This window comes from Stenotrophomonas maltophilia group sp. vghtpe118 (assembly GCF_052605195.1).
Map to the genome: position 1 here is coordinate 1296030 of NZ_CP199672.1, position 21585 is coordinate 1317614.

General features: G+C 66.4%; 18 protein-coding genes and 2 tRNA genes. 10 read left to right on the top strand and 10 right to left on the bottom strand.

The features are described 5' to 3' along the window. Window positions 1-164: 164 nt before the first annotated feature. From ACUDTM_RS06095 to pgaD, 10 genes are all read left to right on the top strand, one after another. Window positions 165-1754: a cytochrome ubiquinol oxidase subunit I gene (locus tag ACUDTM_RS06095; protein ID WP_053501033.1), complete on the top strand. Its 1590-nt coding sequence runs from the start codon at window positions 165-167 to the stop codon at window positions 1752-1754. A 15-nt stretch (window positions 1755-1769) separates the two neighbouring features. Then, the gene (gene cydB / locus ACUDTM_RS06100) at window positions 1770-2921 is read left to right on the top strand and encodes a cytochrome d ubiquinol oxidase subunit II (RefSeq protein ID WP_053501030.1); all 1152 of its coding nucleotides are present in this window, start codon (window positions 1770-1772) and stop codon (window positions 2919-2921) included. A 53-nt stretch (window positions 2922-2974) separates the two neighbouring features. Beyond that, window positions 2975-3091, top strand: a complete 117-nt coding sequence (gene cydX, locus ACUDTM_RS06105; protein ID WP_072168384.1) for a cytochrome bd-I oxidase subunit CydX — start codon at window positions 2975-2977, stop codon at window positions 3089-3091. Window positions 3092-3146: 55 nt separating this feature from the next. After that, window positions 3147-3223 (top strand) — tRNA-Pro (locus ACUDTM_RS06110). 140 nt (window positions 3224-3363) lie between these two features. Beyond that, window positions 3364-3440: transfer RNA gene (locus ACUDTM_RS06115), tRNA-Pro, on the top strand. A gap of 222 nt (window positions 3441-3662) precedes the next feature. Next, window positions 3663-4868 carry a CynX/NimT family MFS transporter gene (locus ACUDTM_RS06120; RefSeq protein ID WP_072168385.1) on the top strand — a complete coding sequence of 402 codons (1206 nt, stop codon included), beginning with the start codon at window positions 3663-3665 and terminating at the stop codon, window positions 4866-4868. A gap of 342 nt (window positions 4869-5210) precedes the next feature. Then, complete coding sequence (gene pgaA / locus ACUDTM_RS06125) at window positions 5211-7238, top strand: poly-beta-1,6 N-acetyl-D-glucosamine export porin PgaA (RefSeq protein ID WP_111007918.1); 2028 nt, start codon at window positions 5211-5213, stop codon at window positions 7236-7238. 1 nt (window position 7239) lies between these two features. Continuing rightward, a complete protein-coding gene (gene pgaB, locus ACUDTM_RS06130) occupies window positions 7240-9126 on the top strand; it encodes a poly-beta-1,6-N-acetyl-D-glucosamine N-deacetylase PgaB (protein WP_072168387.1) in 1887 nt (628 codons plus the stop codon). A 1-nt stretch (window position 9127) separates the two neighbouring features. Continuing rightward, window positions 9128-10384 carry a poly-beta-1,6-N-acetyl-D-glucosamine synthase gene (gene pgaC, locus ACUDTM_RS06135; protein WP_061478032.1) on the top strand — a complete coding sequence of 419 codons (1257 nt, stop codon included), beginning with the start codon at window positions 9128-9130 and terminating at the stop codon, window positions 10382-10384. Continuing rightward, on the top strand, window positions 10381-10851 hold the full coding sequence (pgaD, locus tag ACUDTM_RS06140) for a poly-beta-1,6-N-acetyl-D-glucosamine biosynthesis protein PgaD (protein WP_072168388.1): 471 nt from the start codon (window positions 10381-10383) through the stop codon (window positions 10849-10851). Before pgaC ends, pgaD begins: the two co-directional genes overlap by 4 nt. A 79-nt stretch (window positions 10852-10930) precedes the next feature. Here the strand turns inward: pgaD and ACUDTM_RS06145 are convergent, their stop codons facing one another. The 10 genes from ACUDTM_RS06145 to ACUDTM_RS06190 all read right to left on the bottom strand — a co-directional run bounded on the left by ACUDTM_RS06145 (window position 10931) and on the right by ACUDTM_RS06190 (window position 21423). Then, window positions 10931-12202 (bottom strand): glutamate-5-semialdehyde dehydrogenase, encoded by a 1272-nt coding sequence (locus ACUDTM_RS06145; RefSeq protein ID WP_353080618.1) that lies wholly within the window; start codon window positions 12200-12202, stop codon window positions 10931-10933. Then, complete coding sequence (proB, locus tag ACUDTM_RS06150) at window positions 12199-13356, bottom strand: glutamate 5-kinase (RefSeq protein ID WP_088497652.1); 1158 nt, start codon at window positions 13354-13356, stop codon at window positions 12199-12201. Before proB ends, ACUDTM_RS06145 begins: the two co-directional genes overlap by 4 nt. 11 nt (window positions 13357-13367) lie before the next feature. Next, complete coding sequence (locus tag ACUDTM_RS06155; protein ID WP_111200729.1) at window positions 13368-13631, bottom strand: YciI family protein; 264 nt, start codon at window positions 13629-13631, stop codon at window positions 13368-13370. Then, window positions 13631-14926, bottom strand: coding sequence for an argininosuccinate lyase (gene argH, locus ACUDTM_RS06160; protein WP_072168392.1), 1296 nt, complete (start codon window positions 14924-14926; stop codon window positions 13631-13633). Before argH ends, ACUDTM_RS06155 begins: the two co-directional genes overlap by 1 nt. A 20-nt stretch (window positions 14927-14946) precedes the next feature. Beyond that, the gene (gene argC / locus ACUDTM_RS06165; protein ID WP_072168393.1) at window positions 14947-15900 is read right to left on the bottom strand and encodes an N-acetyl-gamma-glutamyl-phosphate reductase; all 954 of its coding nucleotides are present in this window, start codon (window positions 15898-15900) and stop codon (window positions 14947-14949) included. Further along, window positions 15897-16499, bottom strand: a complete 603-nt coding sequence (locus ACUDTM_RS06170; protein WP_188240793.1) for a GNAT family N-acetyltransferase — start codon at window positions 16497-16499, stop codon at window positions 15897-15899. Before ACUDTM_RS06170 ends, argC begins: the two co-directional genes overlap by 4 nt. Before the next feature lie 3 nt (window positions 16500-16502). Next, window positions 16503-17831: an acetylglutamate kinase gene (locus tag ACUDTM_RS06175; RefSeq protein ID WP_445391212.1), complete on the bottom strand. Its 1329-nt coding sequence runs from the start codon at window positions 17829-17831 to the stop codon at window positions 16503-16505. Window positions 17832-17907: 76 nt separating this feature from the next. After that, window positions 17908-18996, bottom strand: coding sequence for an acetylornithine deacetylase (locus ACUDTM_RS06180; protein WP_445391213.1), 1089 nt, complete (start codon window positions 18994-18996; stop codon window positions 17908-17910). A gap of 152 nt (window positions 18997-19148) precedes the next feature. Then, a complete protein-coding gene (locus tag ACUDTM_RS06185; RefSeq protein WP_072168394.1) occupies window positions 19149-20345 on the bottom strand; it encodes an argininosuccinate synthase in 1197 nt (398 codons plus the stop codon). Between the two features lie 67 nt (window positions 20346-20412). Then, entirely contained in the window at window positions 20413-21423 is a 1011-nt protein-coding gene (locus tag ACUDTM_RS06190) for an N-acetylornithine carbamoyltransferase (RefSeq protein ID WP_072168395.1), read from the bottom strand. Window positions 21424-21585: the final 162 nt, after the last annotated feature.

Here is a 21585-nt window from a genome sequence, read left to right on the forward strand (position 1 = left end):
GCCAGCAGTCGCAGTCTTCATCAGGTTGGCATACGATCGACCGGGGCACCTGTTCATACATTGATCTGGATCAAGGCTGTTTGAAGTAGTCGGTCACATCATTCACGTCGTAGACCACCCTTCCCGCCACCTGCAACGGCACTATCCAACGAGGTAGCCAGGCCATGATTGATCAGACAGTCGTAGAACTGTCGCGGCTGCAATTCGCGCTGACCGCGATGTACCACTTCCTATTCGTACCGCTCACCCTCGGCCTGTCCTTCATGGTGGCCATCATGGAGAGCGTGTACGTGATGACCGGCAAGGAGATCTGGCGCAGGATGACCCTGTTCTGGGGCGTCCTGTTCGGCATCAACTTCGCCATGGGCGTCGCCACCGGCATCGTCATGGAATTCCAGTTCGGCATGAACTGGTCCTACTACAGCCACTACGTCGGTGACATCTTCGGTGCGCCGCTGGCCATCGAAGGCCTGATGGCCTTCTTCCTGGAAGCCACCTTCGTCGGCCTGTTCTTCTTCGGCTGGAACCGCCTGACCAAGGTCAAGCACCTGATGGTGACCTGGCTGATGGCGCTGGGTACCAACCTGTCGGCGATCTGGATCCTGGTCGCCAACGGCTGGATGCAGAACCCGACCGGTGCGGTGTTCAACCCGGAAACCATGCGCATGGAAGTGGTCGACTTCATGGCGGTGGTGTTCAACCCGGTGGCGCAGGCCAAGTTCGTGCACACCGTCAGCGCCGGTTATGTGACCGGTGCGGTGTTCGTGATGGCGATCAGTGCCCTGTTCCTGCTGCGCAACAAGCACAAGGACCTGGCCCGTCGTTCGTTCGCGGTGGCCGCAGCGTTCGGCCTGCTGTCATCGCTGTCGGTGGTGGTGCTGGGTGACGAGAGCGGTTACGCCGCCAGTGAACACCAGAAGATGAAGCTGGCCGCGATCGAAGCGATGTGGGAGACCGAGCGTGCGCCGGCCGACTTCACCGCCTTCGGCATCCCGAACCAGGACACCCACCAGAACGACTATGCGGTGAAGATCCCCTACCTGATGGGCCTGATCGCCACCCGTTCGTTGAACCAGCCGATTCCAGGCATCCTGGAACTGGTCGAGCGCGCCGAACACCGCGTGCGCGGCGGCCAGCTCGCCTACGGCGCGCTGGAACGCCTGCGTGCGAACAAGAACGACGTGGAAGCACGCGAGATGTTCGACCGCCACTGGCAGGACCTGGGCCACGGCCTGCTGCTCAAGCGCTACCGCGATGACATCCTCAACGCCACCCCGCAGGAGATCTCGCAGGCGGCGATGGATACCGTGCCGCGCGTGATGCCGCTGTTCTGGACCTTCCGCGTGATGGCCGGCCTGGGCTTCTACCTGATCGCCTTCTTCGCGCTGGCCTTCTACTACTCGTGCCGCAACAACTTCCAGGACAAGCGCTGGTTCCTCAAGCTGGCCCTGTGGACGCTGCCGGCACCGTGGATCGCGATCGAGTGCGGCTGGTTCGTGGCCGAGTATGGTCGCCAGCCGTGGGCGGTCGATGGCGTGCTGCCGACCTTCTATGCGGCATCGGGCCTGGCCCTGCATGAAATCGTGCTGACCCTGGCCGGCTTCACCGCGATCTACACCGCGCTGATCGTGGTCGAGATCAAGCTGATGCTCAAGGCGATCCGCAAGGGTCCGGACGAGTTGCTGCCTTCGCTGCAGTCGCCCCAGCCGCATGCTTCCCACAATGCCTCGGCGCCCGCCGCCGGCCAGGCCTGAGGCAGGAGAACCAAGATGGATTTCATTCTTCTGGACTACACCACGCTGCGCGTGATCTGGTGGCTGCTGCTCGGCATCCTGCTGATCGGTTTCGCCGTGATGGATGGTTTCGACCTGGGCGTGGGCACCCTGCTGCCCTTCGTCGCCCGCACTGATGCCGAACGCCGCCGGGTGATCAACACCATCGGCCCGGTCTGGGAAGGCAACCAGGTGTGGCTGATCCTGGGCGGTGGCGCAATCTTTGCCGCCTGGCCGCCGCTGTATGCGGTCAGCTTCTCTGGCTTCTACCTGGCGATGTTCGTGATCCTGTTCGCCCTGATCCTGCGTCCGGTCGGCTTCAAGTTCCGCAGCAAGATGCCCAGCGAACGCTGGCGCAACACCTGGGACTGGGCGCTGTTCATCGGTGGCTTCATTCCCGCACTGATCATGGGCGTGGCCGTGGGCAACGTGTTGTTGGGCGTTCCGTTCCATTTCGATGACAGCATGCGCATCTTCTACACCGGCTCGTTCTTCGGCCTGCTGATGCCCTTCGCGCTGCTGGCCGGCCTGCTCAGCGTGTCGATGCTGGTCGCCCACGGTGCGGCCATGCTGGTGATCAAGACCGACGGCCCGGTGGCCGAGCGTGCTGCCCGCTTCGGCAGCATCGCGGCAATCATCGCCTTCGTGCTGTTCGCAGTGGGTGGCGCCTGGGTGGCCTTCGGCCTGCCGGGTTACCAGATCACCTCGCAGGTGGTTACCGATGGCGCCACCAATCCGCTGCTGAAGACCGCCGAACTCGGCGCCGCCGGTGGCTGGATGCGCAACTACAGCGCGATGCCGGCCACGATCCTGGCCCCGCTGCTCGGCCTGGCGGGCCTGCTGGCCAGTGCGGTGCTGCTGCGTGCCCGTCGTGGTGGCCTGGCCTTCATCGCCTCCGGTGCGGCTATCGCCGGCATCATCCTGACCGTCGGCTTCGCCATCTTCCCGTTCCTGCTGCCGTCCTCGAGCCAGCCCACCTCCAGCCTGACCGTGTGGGATGCCTCGTCCAGCCACCTGACCCTGTGGATCATGCTGCTGGCCACGGCGGTGTTCCTGCCGATCATCCTCGCCTACACCACCTGGGTGTACCGTGTGCTGAAGGGCAAGACCACCACCGAAGAGATGGGCAACAACCCGAACGCCTACTGATTGCCGGTGTGCCGGCCGACGGTCGGCACACCCTTGAACAATGGAGATTGACTATGTGGTACTTCGCCTGGATTCTCGGTGCCGGCCTCGCCTCGACGGTGGCCATCCTCAACGGCATGTGGTTCGAAGCCCGCGAGCAGAACCGCATCGAGAACGGAAATCGTCGCTGAGCTGTAAAAAAGCCTTGCCGCCCTGGCCTTCACACGGTATCTTAGGCGGCTCCTTCGGGGTGTAGCTCAGTCTGGTAGAGCGCTACGTTCGGGACGTAGAGGTCGCAGGTTCGAATCCTGTCTCCCCGACCACTCACGTGGTCGCATTGAAGCCTGGTGAAGTCATCCAGGCTTTTTTGTTCCCTGAGGTGGCACTGCTTCGGCGGTGTGAAGAAAACAGCATTCACCCCTTGCCGCCATCGGGGTGAATCGCTAGAATAGGCGGCTCCCTTCGGGGTGTAGCTCAGTCTGGTAGAGCGCTACGTTCGGGACGTAGAGGTCGCAGGTTCGAATCCTGTCTCCCCGACCACTTCGGTGGTCACCAAGAAGCCTGGAAGACATCACTGTCCTCCGGGTTTTTTTGTACCCCGCGCCAGGCCGCCCGCATGACGGGACCTTGCCGGAGCGCACACGTACAATGGCCGCGCTGCCGGCCCACCTGCAGCCCCCACCCCCACCTGCCGCTTCGGCGTAGACCGATGCCGGCGCTGCATGCCGTTGCTGCGGCGTGCGACACCTGCAAGGACCATCGATGAGTTCCTCCACTTCCGATTCGCCGTCGCTGCTGCACGGTCGCGTCCTCGCGTTTGCCGCGATCCTGCTGGCAGCAGTCAACCTGCGCACTGCGGTCACCTCGATCACCCCGCTGCTGGACGTGCTCGGCCAGCAGTTCGGCTTCGGCACCACCATGACCGGCGTGCTGGGCATGCTGCCGACCGCCTCGTTCGCGCTGTTCGGCGTGGCCACGCCGGCACTGGCGCGGCGCCTGGGCCTGGAACGCACCACACTGCTGGCGATGGCGATGGCGATGGCCGGCCTGCTGCTGCGCTCCAGCGCCGGCAACGTCGGCACGCTGCTGCTGGGCTCGGTAATCGCGCTGGCCGGCATGGGCATCGGCAACGTGGTGGTGCCGCCGCTGGTGAAGCGTTACTTCGCCAACAAGGTCGGCACCATGAGCACGCTCTACATCAGCGTGCTGCAGCTGGGCACGATGCTGCCGGCGCTACTGGCAGTACCGATGGCCAACGCTGCAGGCTGGCGCGTGTCGCTGGGCATGTGGGCGCTGCTTGCACTGGCCGCCGCGCTGCCGTGGCTGCTGCTGGCCAGGCGCGCACCGAAGCCGCTGGCCGACGCCGCCGATCCCACCGCGCAGCCGCACGGAAAGGTCTGGCGCACGTCGCTGGGCTGGAGCATGACGCTGATGTTCGGCATGACCTCGCTGATGACCTATTCGATGTTCACCTGGCTGCCGCGCATCGTGGTCGAGGCCGGTGGCACGCCCGCGTTCGGCGGCGTGATGGTGGCCGTGTTCTCGGCACTGGGCCTGCTGCCGTCACTGGTCATTCCGTCGATGGCGGTACGCATGCAGAACCCGTTCCCGCTGGTGCTGATCGGCTTCTTCTCGTTCGTGATCGCCTTCACCGGGCTGCTGCTGGCGCCGATGAAGGCGCCCCTGCTGTGGGCCTGCCTGCTCGGCGTCGGCCCGTCCACCTTCCCGCTGGCGCTGACCCTGATCAACCTGCGCACCCGCACCCCGGCCGGCTCGGCCGCGCTGTCGGGCTTCATGCAGGGCGTGGGCTACAGCTTCAGCTGCCTGGGCCCGTTCCTGGTCGGCTGGCTGCATACCGTCAGCAATGGCTGGACGCTCCCGTTCAGCTTCCTGTTCGGCTGCGCCACCCTGATGCTGTGCGCTTCGTGGGTCGCCTGCAAGCCCCGCAAGCTGGAAGATCTCTGGTAGCCCGGCCGGGGCCGCCAGACGGCCCCGCCTACCGCTCGTCAGACACCGGGCAATCTTGACGCCGGACTGACAATTGCGGGCGGATAGTGCCCACGAATGCCCTTCCTTGCCGCGTGCCGGCATCGGGCATGGGGGCGGCGGCGCCGCCCAGGCCACCACTCGGTGTGCGGGGGACTCTCGTTTCAGACAAGACATTGCAGGTCGCTGTCCGGGTTGTATCCGTCTTCAATGGGCGGGAATGCACGAAGGGAGTGACGCAGGCCACGGCCACGCCAAATACTGGCATGTGATTTGCGTCACATTTTCACAGGTTGTCTGGTTCGGAAGCCAAGGGGGTCCCCAATGGTCGTCCACCGCCGGCTGGCGCTCTGCGTCGGCCTCGCATGCACCGCTCTGGCCTGGGCCAGCGGCGCGGCTCCGACCGACCGCGACGCGGCCCTGGCCGAGATCGGCCGCTACCGCGACCAGGCCCGTTGGCTGGATGCGCTCGGCGCAATCGAGCGCGCCAGCCAGCAGCAGCCCAACGACGATCTGCTGTTCAAGCTGCGCGTGCTGACCCTGGGCGACATCGGCAATGCCTGGCGCGCCTGGGAGCTGTACCAGCAGCGGCCGCAGCTGTTCGACGACGCCCAGAAGCAGCGCCTGGAAGGCGACTACCTGGCCAAACTCGTGGTCTGGAGCCTGGCCTACAGCAGCAGCGAGGACAGCCGCCTGGAAGAAGCCGAGTCGACCCTGGCGCGCATGCAGCGCTACGTTGGCGGCGAAGGCACCCCACCCTCGCAGGCGCCACTGCGCATCCGCATGGACCGGCTGATCCTGCTCAACCGGCTGGGCCGCCATGTACAGGTGCGTGAGGAAGCACGAGCCCTGCAGGCCGAAGGCCACACCCTGCCCGACTACGTGCTGCCTGCCGTGGGCGATTCGTTGATGGGCACCCTGCACCCGGAAGAAGCCATTCCGGTACTGCAGGCGGCCGTCGCTGGCGATCCGGCGCGCGACGCCTCGCATTCGGAACTGGCCTACGCCTACCTGGAAAGCGAGCAGCAGGAAAAGGCGATCGACCTGCTGCAGGCATGGCGCGACAAGGAGCCGGCGTGGCGCTGGAGCAATGGCAAATCACCGTACGTGAACTGGTCACGCTACGAGGCCGATCTCAACCTGGCAATGGTGCGCGCTTACAGCGGCGACCTGGTCACTGCGCAGCACGATCTGGAGTCGATGGTGGACATCGCAGCCGGCAACGGAGGCCTGCAGAGTGCGCTGGGCAGCGTCTACATGATGCGCGGCTGGCCACGCAGGGCACTGCAGCGACAGCAGATGGCACACGCGCTGGACCCGCGTGACATCGAACCGCGGCTGGGCATGGAAGAGGCCTACGTCGCCCTGCAGCGCGACGACCTGGCGCGGCCGCTGCACGATGACCTGGTCGCACGCTATCCCACCCAACCGGCCGTCGAACGCATGGACCAGGCCTGGCGTGCGCATCGCGGCTGGCAGCTGAAGGCATGGACCGACATCGGCCGCAGCTCCGGTGGCGGTGGCACCTCGCCACTGGGCAACAACGATCGCCACTACGGTGTGGAAGTGGAGACACCGATCCTTGATGACCGCTGGCGGTTGTTCGCCCTGGCCGACCGGCGCTCGACCGATTTCCAGGACCAGCGCATCGATCCCCTGTGGCTGGGTGCGGGCGTGCGCTACCGCTTCGGGCAGCTGGATGCGGAAGCGGCCGTCCTGCGCGCCAACGACCACATCGGCGATACCGGCCTGCGGGCCGGCGTCGGCTGGCAGTTCAACGATTACTGGCACGCCGGCCTGGTGGCCGCGCGCAATGATCCAGAAGCCTCGATGCAGGCGCGCGCGGCCGGCATCACCGCCGACAGCATGAGCGCACAGGTGGACTACCGGCGCAGCGAGCTCACCCACTGGACGTTCGGCGCCAGCCGCTTCCGCTATGACGATGGCAACCACCGCGAACTGTTCAGCACCCGCCTTGAACAGCGCCTGCTGACCCGCCCGCGCTGGCTGATCGATGGCCTCGCCAGTGCCTACACCAGTCGTGGCAGCCGCGACGATGCGCCCTACTTCAACCCGAAGCGCGACCGCATGGTCGAGATCGGGCTGCGCATCGACCAGCAGCTGTGGCGGCACTACGAACGCCACTTCCGCCACCGGCTGACGGTCTCGCTGGGCGACTACTGGCAGGACGGCTTCGGCAGTGCGCTGGTGCCGTCGGTGTCGTACATGCACGAATGGCAGCTGGGCCCGGGCCGCGTGTTCGAGTACGGCGTGCGCTGGTCGCGGCCGGTCTACGACGGCCACCGCGAGCGTCATATCGGCTTCGAAGCCGCACTGCGCTGGGGAGACTGACATGGCCTGCTTCCTGCGACTGATCGTGCTCCTGCTGCTGGCCATCACGCCACCGGCCTTGGCGCAGCAGGCCGCGCATCTCGATGCGATCGACAATGGCCTGCTGATCCTCAGCTACCACGACATCCGCGACCAGGTCGCGGCCAAGGGCGATGCCGATACCTATGCGGTGAGCACGCAGAACTTTGCCGCACACCTGGACTGGCTGGGCGCGCATGGCTATCACCCGGTCTCGCTGTCGCAGGTGATCGATGCCTCGCAGGGGCGGGCCACGCTGCCGCCCAAGCCTGTGCTGCTGACCTTCGATGACGGCCTGCGCAGCGTCTACGACAAGGCCTTCCCATTGCTGCAGGCCTACCGCTACCCGGCGCTGGTGGCGGTGATCACCGACTACGTGGACATGGCTCCGGGCCGCACCATCGACTACGGCTACCGGCCGTTCGGCCGCGATGACTTCGTCACCTGGGCGCAGCTGAAGCAGATGCACGACAGCGGCCTGATCGAAGTGGCCAGCCACACCGACGACCTGCACCACGGCGTGCTCGCCAATCCACAGGGCAATTCAACGCCCGCCGTGGTCACCCGCATCTACAGCCCGGCCACGCACAGGTACGAGACTGAAACGCAGTATGAGCAGCGCCTGCGCGCCGATCTCTCGCGCAGCGTGCAGCGCATCAAGCAGCACCTGGGCGTGCGCCCGCGCGCCATCGTCTGGCCATACGCCGCCTACAACCAGTTGAGCAACGACATCGCCGAACAGCTGGGCATGCCGGTGTCCTTCGATCTGGAGGGCCGCAGCACGCCGGTGGCCAGCGACCTGCATGGTCTGGCGCGCTTCCTGGTCAGCGACAACCCGACCGTGGAAGGGCTGGCCTACGAGCTGCGCCGCGATGTCGCGCTCGATGGCATCCGTGCCCTGCAGATCGACCTGGATGATGTCTACGACGCAGACCCGACGCAGCAGGCACGCAACCTCGATGCGCTGGTCGAACGGGTCAAGCGCATCGCGCCGACGCACGTCTACCTGCAGGCATTCGCCGATCCGGACGGCAACAACACTGCCGATGCGCTGTACTTCCCCAACCGTCACATGCCGATGCGGGCGGACCTGTTCAGCCGCGTTGCCTGGCAACTGAAATCCCGCGCCGGCGTGAAGGTCTACGCATGGCTGCCGGTGCTTGGCTTCGAGCTGCCCGACCTGGCGCAGCGCAAGGCGCTGGCGATCCGCAACGGCGATCCCGATGGCATGTACCGGTTGGACTTCACCAACCCGAAGGCCCGCCAGATCATGCTCGACATCTACGAGGACCTGGCGGTCAATTCCTACTTTGAAGGCCTGCTGTTCCATGACGACGGCTACCTGCGCGACACCGAGCTGCCGACACTGGCAGCCGGGGGCGATGGCAGCGCGCGCACGCAGGCGCTGATCAGCTTCACCCTGGCGCTGCGCGACAGCGCGCAACGCTGGCGCCCGAAACTGGCCACCGTGCGCAACCTGTACGCTGAGCCGGTGCTCCGCCCGCAGAGCGAGGCCTGGTTCGCGCAGCGCCTGGACCTGTTCAACAAGGCCTATGACCAGACCGCGCTGATGGCGATGCCGTGGATGGAAGGCAGCCAGCACCCCGAGCGCTGGCTGGACCAGCTGCTGGCCGCAGTACGCGCACATGACCCGCAGCTGCAGCACACCCTGTTCGAGCTGCAGACCGTCGATTGGCGCAACGGGCAACCGATTCCCGCCGAGCGCCTGCGCGCACAGATCCGCCAGTTGCAGGCGCAGGGCGTGCACCACTTCGCCTGGTACCCGGACGATTTCATCGCCGACCAGCCCTCCACCCGCGATGCCCGCGCGGCGATGTCCGCCGGCACCTTCCCGTACCCGGAGAAGTGACATGGACATGCATCCGCTGCTGCAGGTCCTGTTCCAGTTCGCCTTCTACTACCCGATGGTGATGGCGTTCTTCTGGATGTCCGGCGGCCTCTACTACTACTACCGGCGCGAACGCCACTCGCGGCCGCGCAACGACCCTCCATTGATGGTCGATCCGCCCTTCGCGAGCCTGCTGGTGCCCTGCCACAACGAGGCAGAGAACCTGGATGACACACTCACTGCGGCGCTGGCCCAGCGTTACCCCGCCGACTACGAAGTGATCGCCATCGATGATGGCAGCAGCGATGACACCGGCGCGCGGCTGGATGTGCTGGCGGCAAGGCACCCGCGGCTGCGCGTATTGCACCTGGACCGTAACCTGGGCAAGGCCAATGCGCTGCGCATGGGCGCACTGGCCGCTCGCTCGGAGTACCTGGTGTGCATCGACGGCGATGCAATGCTGGAGGAACATGCGCTGCACTGGATGGTCTGGCACCTGGTCAGCGGCAACCGGGTCGGTGCGGTCACCGGCAACCCGCGCATCCGCAACCGCTCCACCCTGCTCGGGCGCCTGCAGGTGGCCGAGTTTTCCTCGATCATCGGCATGATCAAGCGCGCGCAGCGCGTATACGGGCGCATCTTCACCATCTCCGGGGTGATCGCCGGCTTCCGCCGTACCGCCCTGCACCAGGTGGGCTGGTGGTCGGATGACATGGTGACCGAGGACATCGACATCAGCTGGCGCCTGCAGCGCGCGCACTGGGACATCCGCTACGAACCCAATGCGCTGTGCTTCATCCTGATGCCGGAGACCCTCAAGGGCCTGTGGCGGCAGCGCCTGCGCTGGGCCCAGGGCGGCGTGGAGGTGATGCTGCGCCACGCGCGCTCGCTGCTGCACTGGAAAGAGCGGCGCATGTGGGGCGTGCTGCTGGAGTACGTGCTGAGCGTGATCTGGGCCTACACCATGTTGTTCATCGTGCTGCTGTGGGCACTGGGCAAGTTCATCGAGCTGCCGCCGCAGCTGCATATCGCCAGCCTGCTGCCGCAGTGGCATGGCGTGATCCTGGCGCTGGTCTGCCTGCTGCAGTTCGCCAGCAGCCTGATCATCGACCGGCGTTACGAAACACAGATTGGACGCAACTATTTCTGGGTCATCTGGTACCCGATGGCGTACTGGCTGATCAGCCTTTCCACCACCCTGGTGGCGCTGCCGAAGACACTGCTGCGCCGTCGCAGCAAGCGCGCCACCTGGACCAGCCCTGACCGGGGGATCCGATGAACGCGCAACGCCCCTCCAACCGCTTCGACTCACGGATGATCCGCAAGCCACACCGCCAGCCGCGCTTCCAGCGCACCGCCTGGGGATTCGTCACCCTGGCGTTCTGGGGCTTCTACTTCTACCTGTGGGCGCCCCTGGTGACCCTGTTCTCGTGGTTGGTTGGCGGCCAGCTGGCCTGGCAGCAGTTGTACGAACGGCAAAGCCAGTTCGATCCCTACGTGCTGGTGGCATTGCCGCTGATGCTGTTGTGCGCCAGCGTGCTGCTGATCGGTTGGGCCGAGTACAACCGTGCCCGCTTCCGTGGCCGCGAGCGCCGCCTGCCGCGGCCACTGGCCAGCCTCAACGAAGTAGCCGCCGATCTGGGTGCCAGCACCGGCCTGGCCGAACGCCTGATGAGCTGCAAGGCCGCCACGCTGCACATGGATGATCACGCACGCCCGGTCGGCATCCGCCGCGAGGTGGTGTAGCCCGACAGCCCGGTGGATGCCGGCCTTGGTCGGCACCGGGGTCTGCCGCGAAGAACATCCACGCATGGCGTGGATCCACTTATGTGCGCGTCTGCCCTTCGCCACGCACCACGAAACGTTCGACAGTGAGCGCTTCCAGACCCATCGGGCCATAGGCATGCAGGCGCGTGGTGGAAATGCCGATTTCGCTGCCCAGGCCCAGCTGGCCACCATCGGAGAAGCGCGATGAGGCATTGACCGTCACCACCGCCGAGCGCAGCGCAGTAACGAAACGCTCGGCATGGCCGGCGTCTGCGGTCGCGATCACTTCGGTGTGATCGGAGGTATAGCGGCGGATGTGCGCGATGGCCGCATCGAGGTCGTCCACCACGCGCACGGCCAGCACAAGGTCGAGGAACTCGGCGGCGTAGTCCTCCTCGGTCGCCGCCGTGCTGCCCGGCAGCAGCGGCTGCGACTGCGCATCGGCGCGCAGCTGCACGCCACGCTGGCCGAGCGCCTGCGCCACGCGCGGCAGGAAGGAATCGGCTACGTCACGGTGTACCAGCAGTGTCTCCAGCGAATTGCAGGCGGCTGGCCGGCTGCACTTGCCATCCACCAGCAGGTCGATGGCCTTGCCCAGGTCGGCGCTGGCATCCACGAACAGATGACAGACACCCTTGTAGTGCTTGATCACCGGCACCCGCGCATGCTCGGCAACGAAACGGATCAGGCCTTCGCCACCGCGCGGAATCGCCAGGTCGATCAGCTCATGCAGCTGCAGCAGTTCCAGCATCGCCTCGCGGCGCAGGTCAGTCAGCACGGTCACGGCGGCCGGCGGTACCCCGTTGGCCTTCAACGCACCGGCGAGTGCCTGCGCGATCGCGGTGTTGGAGTGAATTGCCTCGGAACCACCGCGCAGGATCACGCCGTTACCCGCCTTCAGGCACAGCGCCGCGGCTTCGGCGGTCACGTTCGGGCGCGCCTCGTAGATCATCGCGATCACGCCCAGCGGCACGCGCACCTTCTGCACGCGGATGCCGTTCGGGCGCACGTCATCGCGGGTGACCTCGCCGACAGGATCTGGCAATCCAGCCACTTCGCGCACGGCTTCGGCCATCGCGAACAGGCGCGGCGGGTCCAGTGCCAGACGATCGAGCATGGCGCTGCCCACGCCCTTCTCGCGCGCGGCGGCGAGGTCACGTGCATTGCCGGCCAGGATCAACCCTGCATTCACTTCCAGCGCCTGCGCCATCGCCAGCAGCAGCGTGCGTCGTGCCGCACTGTCCAGGCCGGCAACGATCTGCGCCGCATCACGGCAGGCACGCGCCTGCGCTTCGATCTCGCTCATCGGTGTGTCCTTCAATCCGGTCATGGCAGCACCAGGTCGTCGCGATGGACGACGCTGCCGCCGTAGTTGTAGCCGAGCACGGCCTGGATGTCGCGCGAATGGTGGCCGGCAATCCGGCGTACGTCGTCGGCAGCATACTGGCTGACGCCACGGGCCACGCAGACACGGCCCTGCGGCGCGTTCCAGCACACCTGTACCATATCGCCGCGGCGGAACACGCCCTCTGCACCGGTGATGCCACCGGGCAGCAGCGAGGCGCCCTTCTCGCGCATCGCCTGTGCCGCACCGGCATCGATGACGATCACGCCCTCGGCCAGCGGTGCATGCCGCAGCCAGTGCTTGCGGGCGGCCTCGCGGCTGCGTGCGGCATGGATGCGGGTGCCGAACAGGCGATCCTGCGCCAGCGCGCGCACCACGTCACCGCTGCGGCCATTGAACAGATAGGTTTCGATGCCCAGGCGCCCGGCCTTCGCCGCCGCCTCCAGCTTGGTCCTCATGCCGCCGGTACCGGCGCGCGAGCCGGCGCCGCCCGCCATCGCCAGCACCTCGTCACCCAGCTCCGGCACGTCGTGCAACGGCCGCGCATCGGCCACGGTGCGCGGGTCGGCGCTGTACAGGCCATCGATGTCGGTGGCGATGAACAGCGCATCGGCGTCGACCAGCGCCGCCACGGTGGCAGCCAGGTTGTCGTTGTCGCCGAGCTTGAGCTCATCCACCGACACGGTGTCGTTCTCGTTGACCACCGGCAATGCGCCCAGGCGCAACAGTTCACTCAACGTGGCGCGTGCATTGAGGTAGCGGCGGCGGTTGCGCAGGTCGTCGTGGGTCAGCAGCACCTGCGCCACCGGGCGCTCGAAGAAGCGCTGCCAGAGCCCGATCAGCTGTGCCTGGCCGAGCGCGGCCAGGGCCTGCCTCGCCGCCATCGCCGCGCCAGGCTCATCGGCCCGAGGCAGGATTGCGCGCCCGGCAGCGACCGCGCCGGAAGACACGATCACCACCTCGCGCCCGGCCAGGACATTGGCTGAGACGAACTGCGCCAGGCCCAGCGCGTGGCGTGGCGACAGGCCGCCGCCATCGGCTGCCAGCAGACTGCTGCCAACCTTGAGCACCGCACGCCGCCACGGCGGCAGCGCTTGTTCGGGGAACGGCGAGGCGACATGGGCAGCGTGCTGGATCATCGGTCAGGCTCTCAGCGGGTGTTCCATTCGTGCACGGTCAGGTCGGAGGCCTGCATCGTCACCAGCGGATCGGTGGCGACGATGGCCTGCGCCTGCGCCAGGCTGTCCACGTTGCACAGCACGTAGGCGCCACCGCTGCCATCGGCGAAGCCACCGGTCAGCTGCAGCTTGCCCTGCGCCTGCAACGCATCGAGGAAATCGCGATGCGGCTGCACCGCTGCATCGTTGAAGTCCGACCGGCGCATCGCCAGCACCAGATACACCGTGGCCGCCATCAGGACAACGCCTGCCAGCGCGCGCGCAGTTCGTCCAGGCGCAGGTCAGCGGCCGAGCCCGGCGATACACGCGCAGCCAGGCTGCCTTCCGGCGTGCGTCCCTGCCCTGCGCTGTCGGCACCGGCCGCAGCCGCCTTGTAGGCCTCGCGGAACGGCACACCGGCCACGGCCGCTTCCACCGCCACGTCGGTGGCATACATGCCCGAATCGATCGCCGCACGCAGCCTGTCGTCGCGCCATTCCAGGTTGGCCAGCAGCGCCGGCAGCAGCTCCAGCGCGGCCAGGCCACGGCCGAAGCCGTGGAAGATGGCACCCTTGGACGACTGCAGGTCGCGATGGTAGCCGGACGGCAGCGACAGCAGCTGCTCGATCTCGGTGCGCGCAGCGGCGACGCTGGCGTGGGTGGCGCGCATCAGCTCGATCACATCCGGATTGCGCTTGTTGGGCATGATCGAACTGCCGGTGGTGTACTGCGCCGGCAGCGCGACGAAGCCGAACTCGGCGCTGGTGAACAGCGACAGGTCCCACGCAATGCGGCGCAGGTCCAGCGTGGCGCCACCGAGCGCTTCCAGCGCGGCCAGCTCGAACTTGCCGCGCGACAGCTGCGCGTAGATCGGCGAGACCTGCATGCGCGCGAAGCCCAGCGCGGCGGTGGTGTGCTCGCGGTCCAGCGGCAGGTTCACGCCGTAGCCGGCGGCGGTGCCGAGCGGATTGGCATCGACCAGTGCATGGGTGTCACGGGCGCGGATGGCGTTGTCGATGAAGGCCTCGGCCCAGCCCGCCCACCACATGCCGGCCGAGGACACCACGGCACGCTGGATGTGGGTATAACCGGGAATCGGCAGGTCCTTCTCGGCCTGCGCGCGGTCCAGCGCGACCTTTGCCACTTCGGTGCTGAGCTGGGCAACGCGCTGCAGCTTCTCCTTCAGCCACAGGCGCGTGGCGACCAGGATCTGGTCGTTGCGGCTGCGGCCGGTGTGGATCTTGCGACCCGCATCACCAAGGCGTTCGGTCAGGCGCGCTTCGATCGCCGAGTGGCCATCCTCGTACTGCGTATCCAGCACGAAGCGGCCTTCGCGGAAGTCCTGCGCCAGGATCTCCAGTTCGCGCAGAAGTCCGGCAAGCTCATCGGCACTGAGGATGCCGATGTGCTGCAGGCCCTGCGCATGCGCGGCGCTGGCAGCGATGTCATGCAGGAAGAACTCGCGGTCGAGGATCACGTCGTCGCCGGCGAGGAAGGACTGGATCTGGGCGTCGACAGCGACGCCGGGCTTCTGCCAAAGAAGGTCTGCCATGGGGGCTCCGGAAGGCGTGTTCAGTGCGGGATCGACGTCAGTTCGTCGATGCCCAGCGCGAGGTTGAGGTTCTGCATGGCCTGGGTGGCCGCGCCCTTCAGCAGGTTGTCCAGCGTCGCCACCACCACCACGCGCTTGCCGCCCGGCGCGAGCGTGAAGCCACCGACCTGGGCACCGTGGCGGCCGGCGATGCGGCTGACCCACGGCGCTTCGTCCACCACCTCGATCAAGGGTTCAACGGCATAGGCCTGCTGGAAGCGCTCGACGATCTGCTCGCGGGTCTGTACGCGGTTCAGCCACAGGTTGGCGGTCAGCGTGATGCCACGGAAGTGCGGCGCGACGTGCGGCATGAACTCGACCGCCACGCCCAGCTGTACGGACACCTCGCGCTCGTGCACGTGGTTGGTCAGCGCGTAGGGCATCAGGTTGTCGGCCAGCAGTTCGACGTTGTTCTTGTCCGACGGCGTAGTACCGGCACCGGAGTAGCCGGAGACACCGAAGCACTGCGGCGGACCCGCCAGCAGGTCCAGCAGCGGATGCACCGCCAGCTGCATCGCGGTGGCATAGCAGCCCGGGTTGCTGATGTGCTTCTGGCCGTTGTACCGGCCGCGGGTCAGCTCCGGCAGGCCGTAGTACCAGCTGTTGTCGAAACGGTAGTCGGCCGAGAGGTCGACGATGACGGTGTCCGGCTTCGCGGTTTCAAGCGCGGCCACGAACGGCGCGGCCAGGCCGTTGGGCAGGGCCAGGATCACCGCGTCCACGCCCTTGGCCGCCACCGCATCGGCGTCCAGGTTTTCGTACTGCAGCTCGCCCTGGAATTCCGGGTGGTGGTCGGACAGGCGCTGCCCGGCGCGCTCGCGCGAAGAGACGAAGGCCAGTTTCAGGCGCGGATGCGCGGCCACCAGCTTGATCAGCTCGGCGCCGGTATGGCCGCGGGCACCGACGATGCCCAGGGTAAAAGTCGAATCGTTCATGCGTGACTGTCCAGGCGGTACTGCAGGTGGCGCTTCACGCCCTGCCATTCCGCATCGATGATGGAGAAGATGACGGTGTCGCGCGGCGTGCCGTCGGCGTGCCGCTTGTGGTTGCGCAGCACGCCATCCTGCTTGGCGCCGAGGCGGGCGATGGCGTTGCGCGAGGTGACGTTGAACCAGCTGGTTTCCAGCACCACGCTGATGCAGCCCATGGCCTCGAAGGCGTGCTGCAGCAGCAACAACTTGGCCTCGGTGTTGGCGCCGGTGCGCTGCACGCGCGGCGTGTACCAGGTGTAGCCGAGGCTGAGCTTGGGCACGCTGGCATCCATGTCGTAGAAGCGCGTGCTGCCGATGATGTCACCGGCGGCGTCGCGGATCACGAACGGCAGCACCTTGCCTTCGGCGTGCGCCTGCAGCGCGGCCTGCACATAGTGCTCGACCTGCTGCGGTGACGGCACCTGGGTGTACCAGAGCTGGTCCAGGCCGCTGCCTTCGAGGGCAGCGCGCAGGCCGGGGACATGCTCAAGCTGCAGCGGCTGCAGCGCCACGTGCTGGCCGCGCAGGGTAGGCACCGTGTTCCACACGTCAGGAGGACTCATCGCTCACCCCAGCAGGCTCGGCGCGCGTTGGGCGCAGTGGTCGACATAGGTCTTGATGCGGTCGATGCCATCGGCACCGAACCAGAACACTTTCCAATGGTCCTGCTTGTAGCAGCCATCGGACTCGGCGTAGTAGAAGTGGTTGATCGGGTTGCCGTGGCGCGAGCGCCAGAACAGCTGCGGGGTCTCCTCCAGCATCACGTTCCAGACCGCGCGGCCCAGGCCTTCGCCCTGCGCATCGTCGAGCACGGCGAACTTGTCCAGGTACACGCCTTCGGCCTCGTCGGTGAGGATCACCGCGGTGCGGTAGTTCTCGCTGACATAGGCACGCAGCAGCCTGGTCTTTTCGAAGTAGTCCGGCACCAGGGTGCGGCCGAAGCTGGATTCGATCAGGCCCTTCAGCCGTGGCAGGTCGAGCTCGCTCCAGGCGGTGGCGCGCAGCACTTTCTCACCCTTGCGCACCAGCGTGCCCGAGCCCTTGTGGGTGAACAGTTCCTTGGCCAGGTCGGCCGGGCGAGTGATCGACACCGACGACTCCAGCGGCAGGCGGTCGAGCAGGTCCTTGATCTGTTCGATCTTCACCTTCATGCCGCCGTGGATCCACGGCTGCGCGATGAGGTGGTCGTACTCGGTGGACAGGTTGATCGAATCGATCACGTTGCCCGCCTCGTCCAGCAGGCCACCGGTGCCGGTCAGGAAGATGATCTTGTACGGCTGCAGCTCCTGCACCAGCTCGTTGGCGGCGAAGTCGGCGTTGACGTTGAGGATCTGGCCACCGGCGGTTTCACCCAGGCTGGTGATGACCGGGATCGAACCGGCACGCAGGCTGGCCTCGATCGGTGCCAGGTTGACCTTCTTCACCTCGCCGACGAGGCCGTAGGTGTCCACGTCCAGGTACTCGGCCTCGAACACGCCACCGGTAATCGAGGTGGCACGTGCGCCGTTCTGCTGCAGCGCCTCGACCAGGCGCAGGTTGGACTGCTGGAACACCCGGCGCACGATCGCCAGTGCTTCCGGCGAAGTCACGCGCAGGCCGTTCACGGTCTGCTTCTCGATGCCGGCCGCCGACAGCTCGGCATCCAGCTGCGGGCCGGCGCCGTGCAGCACGATCGGGGTCAGCCCGACTTCCTGCAGGAACGACAGCGAAGAGGTCAGCGCGTCGAGATCGTCGCGCAGCACCGCGCCGCCGACCTTGACCACGGCGAAGCGCTTGGCGTCCAGCTGCGAGAAACGCTTGAGGTACTGGCTGATCTCCTTCGCGCTGGCCATGCTGGAAAGCAGGCGCACGATGGTCTTGCGGGTCTGGCGGTGGGGCTGGAGGGCAGGAGACATTTCGGTTTCGTCACAGGCGGCGGTCGCCGCGTTGCAGTTCCGCCATGCCCGGGGCATGGCGGCGTTGTAGGGTCGATCAGGCGCCGGCGGCGATGATCCGGTGCATGGCGTGGGTATAGCGCTGCAATTGGTCCAGCGTCACGAACTCATCGGCGGTGTGTGCCTGGGCGATGTCACCCGGGCCGAATACCAGTGTGGTGTAGCCAGCGGCCGAGAACAGCGACGCCTCGGTCCAGAAATCCACGGCATTGCCGATCGGCAGCTCCAGCGCATCGGCCACGTCGCGCGCCAGCAGGCGGCGGTTCTCGGCCTCGGCGATGTCACCGGCGGGCAGGCTGGGACCACGGAACGTCTCGGTGAACACGGCGGCTTCCGGCTCGGCGAAACCGGCGAAGGTCGCCAGCAGGCCATCGATGTCCATCGACGGCAGCGGGCGGAACCCGAAGCGCACCTCAGCAGCCGGTGCGATCATGTTGGCCTTGATACCGCCTTCGACGCGACCGATGTTGAAGCGCAGGCCGGTCAGTCCACCGAAGCGCGCCGAGGCCAGCGATTCCACATGATCCAGCGCGCGATTGCCCCAGCGCATGGCCTGGTGCAATGCGCTGGCAGCCGCATCCTGCTTGCCCGACGCATGGCCGGCACGGCCGGCGAACTGCATCAGCACCGAGCTGATGCCACGATGCGCCAGCACCGCTTCGCTCATGGTCGGTTCGGCCACGAGTACGGCTTCATACGGCAGGCCACGGGCCAGGAACGCGGCGATGCAGCGCGGGTCGTTGGCTTCTTCGTCGCTGGAGAACAGGAAGGCGGCATCGCCATCACTGGCGTTGGCCGCCGCCACCAGCGCAGCGGCGGCGCCCTTGATGTCACACACGCCCAGGCCGACCACACGGTCGTCCAGGCGGCGCATCACATGCGGATCGGCACTCCAGTGCGGCGAGTCCGGTACGGTATCCAGATGCACGTTGAACAGGTACTTCGGCGTCCCACGCACGGCGTACAGGCTGACCGCACCCGCGCCATGGTCGATCACCTCGACGTTGAAGCCGGGCAGGTTCGCGCGCAGGTAATCGAAGATGCCACCGGTGGTGATCGCACGCGGCGGGTTGCGAGTGTCGAAGGACACCAGGGCCTGCAGGTGATCGAGCGTCTGTTCAAGCATGTGTCTGAATATCCGTAGGGTTCGAAATCGGTAGTGCCGGCCGCTGGCCGGCTCCGCAATGATCCAGCCGTGCCACGAGCCGGCCAGCGGCCGGCACTACCTTCCATTGACGCTGCGAGGCGCCGGCCAGCGGCCGGCGCCCCCGTCACAGGTCAACCGCGATTGACCTGCGCATAGACAGTCGAACTCATGCCGAACAGCTTGATGAAGCCTTCAGCCTCTTCCACGCCCCAGTCGGCCGACTGTGCGTAGGTGGCACCCTTGGTGTTGAGCAGGTGCGGCGACTTCACCGCCACCGCGTCGACGCGGCCACCGCGGGTTTCCAGCACCACTTCGCCGTTGACCTTGGCCTGCGAGGACTTCAGGAAGGCTTCGATGTCGGTCTTCAGCGGGTCGTGGTAGAAGCCTTCGTACACCAGCTCCACCCACTTGCGTGCCACGTCCGGCTTGAAGCGGTTCTGCTGCTTGGTCAGTACGGCATCTTCCAGCGCGCGGTGCGCGGCCAGCAGCGAGACCAGGCCCGGGGCCTCGAACACGATGCGACCCTTCAGACCGATCACGGTGTCGCCGGTGTAGACGCCGCGGCCAACACCGTACGGGGCAAACAGCTTGTTGAGCTGGGCCAGGATCTGGTCGCCCGGCAGCGCCTTGCCGTTCAGTTCAACCGCTTCGCCTTCGACGAACTTCAGGGTGACCGTCAGCGCTTGTTCCGGCCACTCGCTGCGCGGCGAGCACCAGCCACGCGCACCTTCGCCCGGGGCTTCCCAACGGTCGATCTCGCCGCCGGACATGGTCACGCCCAGCAGGTTCTCGTTGATGGTGTAGGCCTGCTGCTTGGCGCGCACGCCGAAGCCGCGCTCTTCCAGGTACTTCTGCTCGTAGGCGCGGGTCTGGGTGTGTTCCTTCTGGATCTCGCGGATCGGCGCGATGATCTGGTAGTCACCCAGCGCCTTCACGGCCAGGTCGAAGCGGACCTGGTCATTGCCCATGCCGGTGCAGCCGTGGGCGATGATGTGGGTACCCAGCTCGGCAGCACGCTTCAGCGCGGCATCGACGATCAGGTAGCGGTCCGAGACCAGCAGCGGGTACTGGCCCTGGTAGCCTTCGCCGGCCCACACGAACGGCTTGACGAAGCCTTCCCAGATGGCCGGGCCACCATTGACGGTGACATGGCTGGTCACGCCCAGCTCGGCGGCACGCTTCTCGATGAAATCGCGCTCTTCATCATCCACGCCGCCGGTGTCGGCGAACACGGTGTGCACGTTGTAGCCACGCTCCTGCAGGTAGGGCACGCAGAAGCTGGTATCCAGGCCGCCGGAGAAGGCGAGAACGACGTCTTTGTTGCTCATGGGGATCAGGTCCACTTGGGGGATGGGAATTCGGTAGAGCCGACCGCTGGTCGGCTGAAGTGTTGGATCAGCGCCCGGCAACGGCGGCCATGATCGCCTTCTGCACGTGCAGGCGGTTCTCGGCTTCGTTGATGGCGATGCACTGCGGCGAATCCATCACCGCATCGGTGGCTTTCACGTTGCGGCGCAGCGGCAGGCAGTGGCTGAACACCCCGTTGTTGGTCAGCGCCATCTTCCGCTCGTCCACGATGAAGTGCTTGAACTGGTCGCGGATCGGCTTTTCCGGTTCCCAGTTGCCGAAGAACGGCAGCGCACCCCAGCTCTTGGCGTAGACCACGTCGGCGCCGGCGTAGGCGCTGTCGATGTCATGGCTGATCTTCAGCGAACCACCGCTCTCGGCCACGTTCTGCTCGGCCCAGCCCATGTAGCGCTCGTCGAGGATGTAGTCGGCGGTCGGGCACAGCAGGGTCACGTCCATGCCCATGCGGGTGGCGATGGTCAGCGCCGAGTTGGCCACGGCGGTGTTCAGCGGCTTGGGGTGGTAGGTCCAGGTCAACACGTACTTCTTGCCGCGCAGGTCCTGGGTACCGAAGTGCTCCTGCAGCGCCATGATGTGGGCCAGCTCCTGGCACGGATGGGTGATGGTCTCCATGTTGATGACCGGCACCGGCGAGTACTTGGCGAAGCTGTTGAGGACGATGTCCTGGCGGTCGTAGGCCCAGTCGACGAACTTGGGGAACGCACGCACCGCGATGATGTCGCAGTAACGGCCCAGCACCTTGGCCACTTCAGCGATGTGCTCTTCGGTATCGCCGTCCATCACCGTGCCGAGGTTGAACTCGATCGGCCACGCATCCTTGCCCGGCTGCAGCACCACCGCGTGGGCACCGAGCTGGAATGCGCCCAGTTCGAAGCTGGTGCGGGTACGCATGGAAGGGTTGAAGAACACCAGCGCGATCGACTTGCCCTTGAGCTGGTCGCCGAGCTTGTTGCGCTTGAACAGCGCGGCCTGGGTCAGCAGCGCGTCGAGATCGCTGCGGCTCCAGTCCTGGGTGTTCAGGAAGTGCTTGGGGGACATCATCTTTCCTTGCGTGGCGGCGCCGGGTTCGACGCGGTGGAAGGGAAAACAGGAAGCAAAGGTGAAACGAAAAGGTTGCAGTTGCAGCTTTCAGAAGGCGGAAACGAAAAAACCCAGCCGGCGGGCTGGGTTTTTTTCGGACGAACAGCAAAAAGCTCCGGT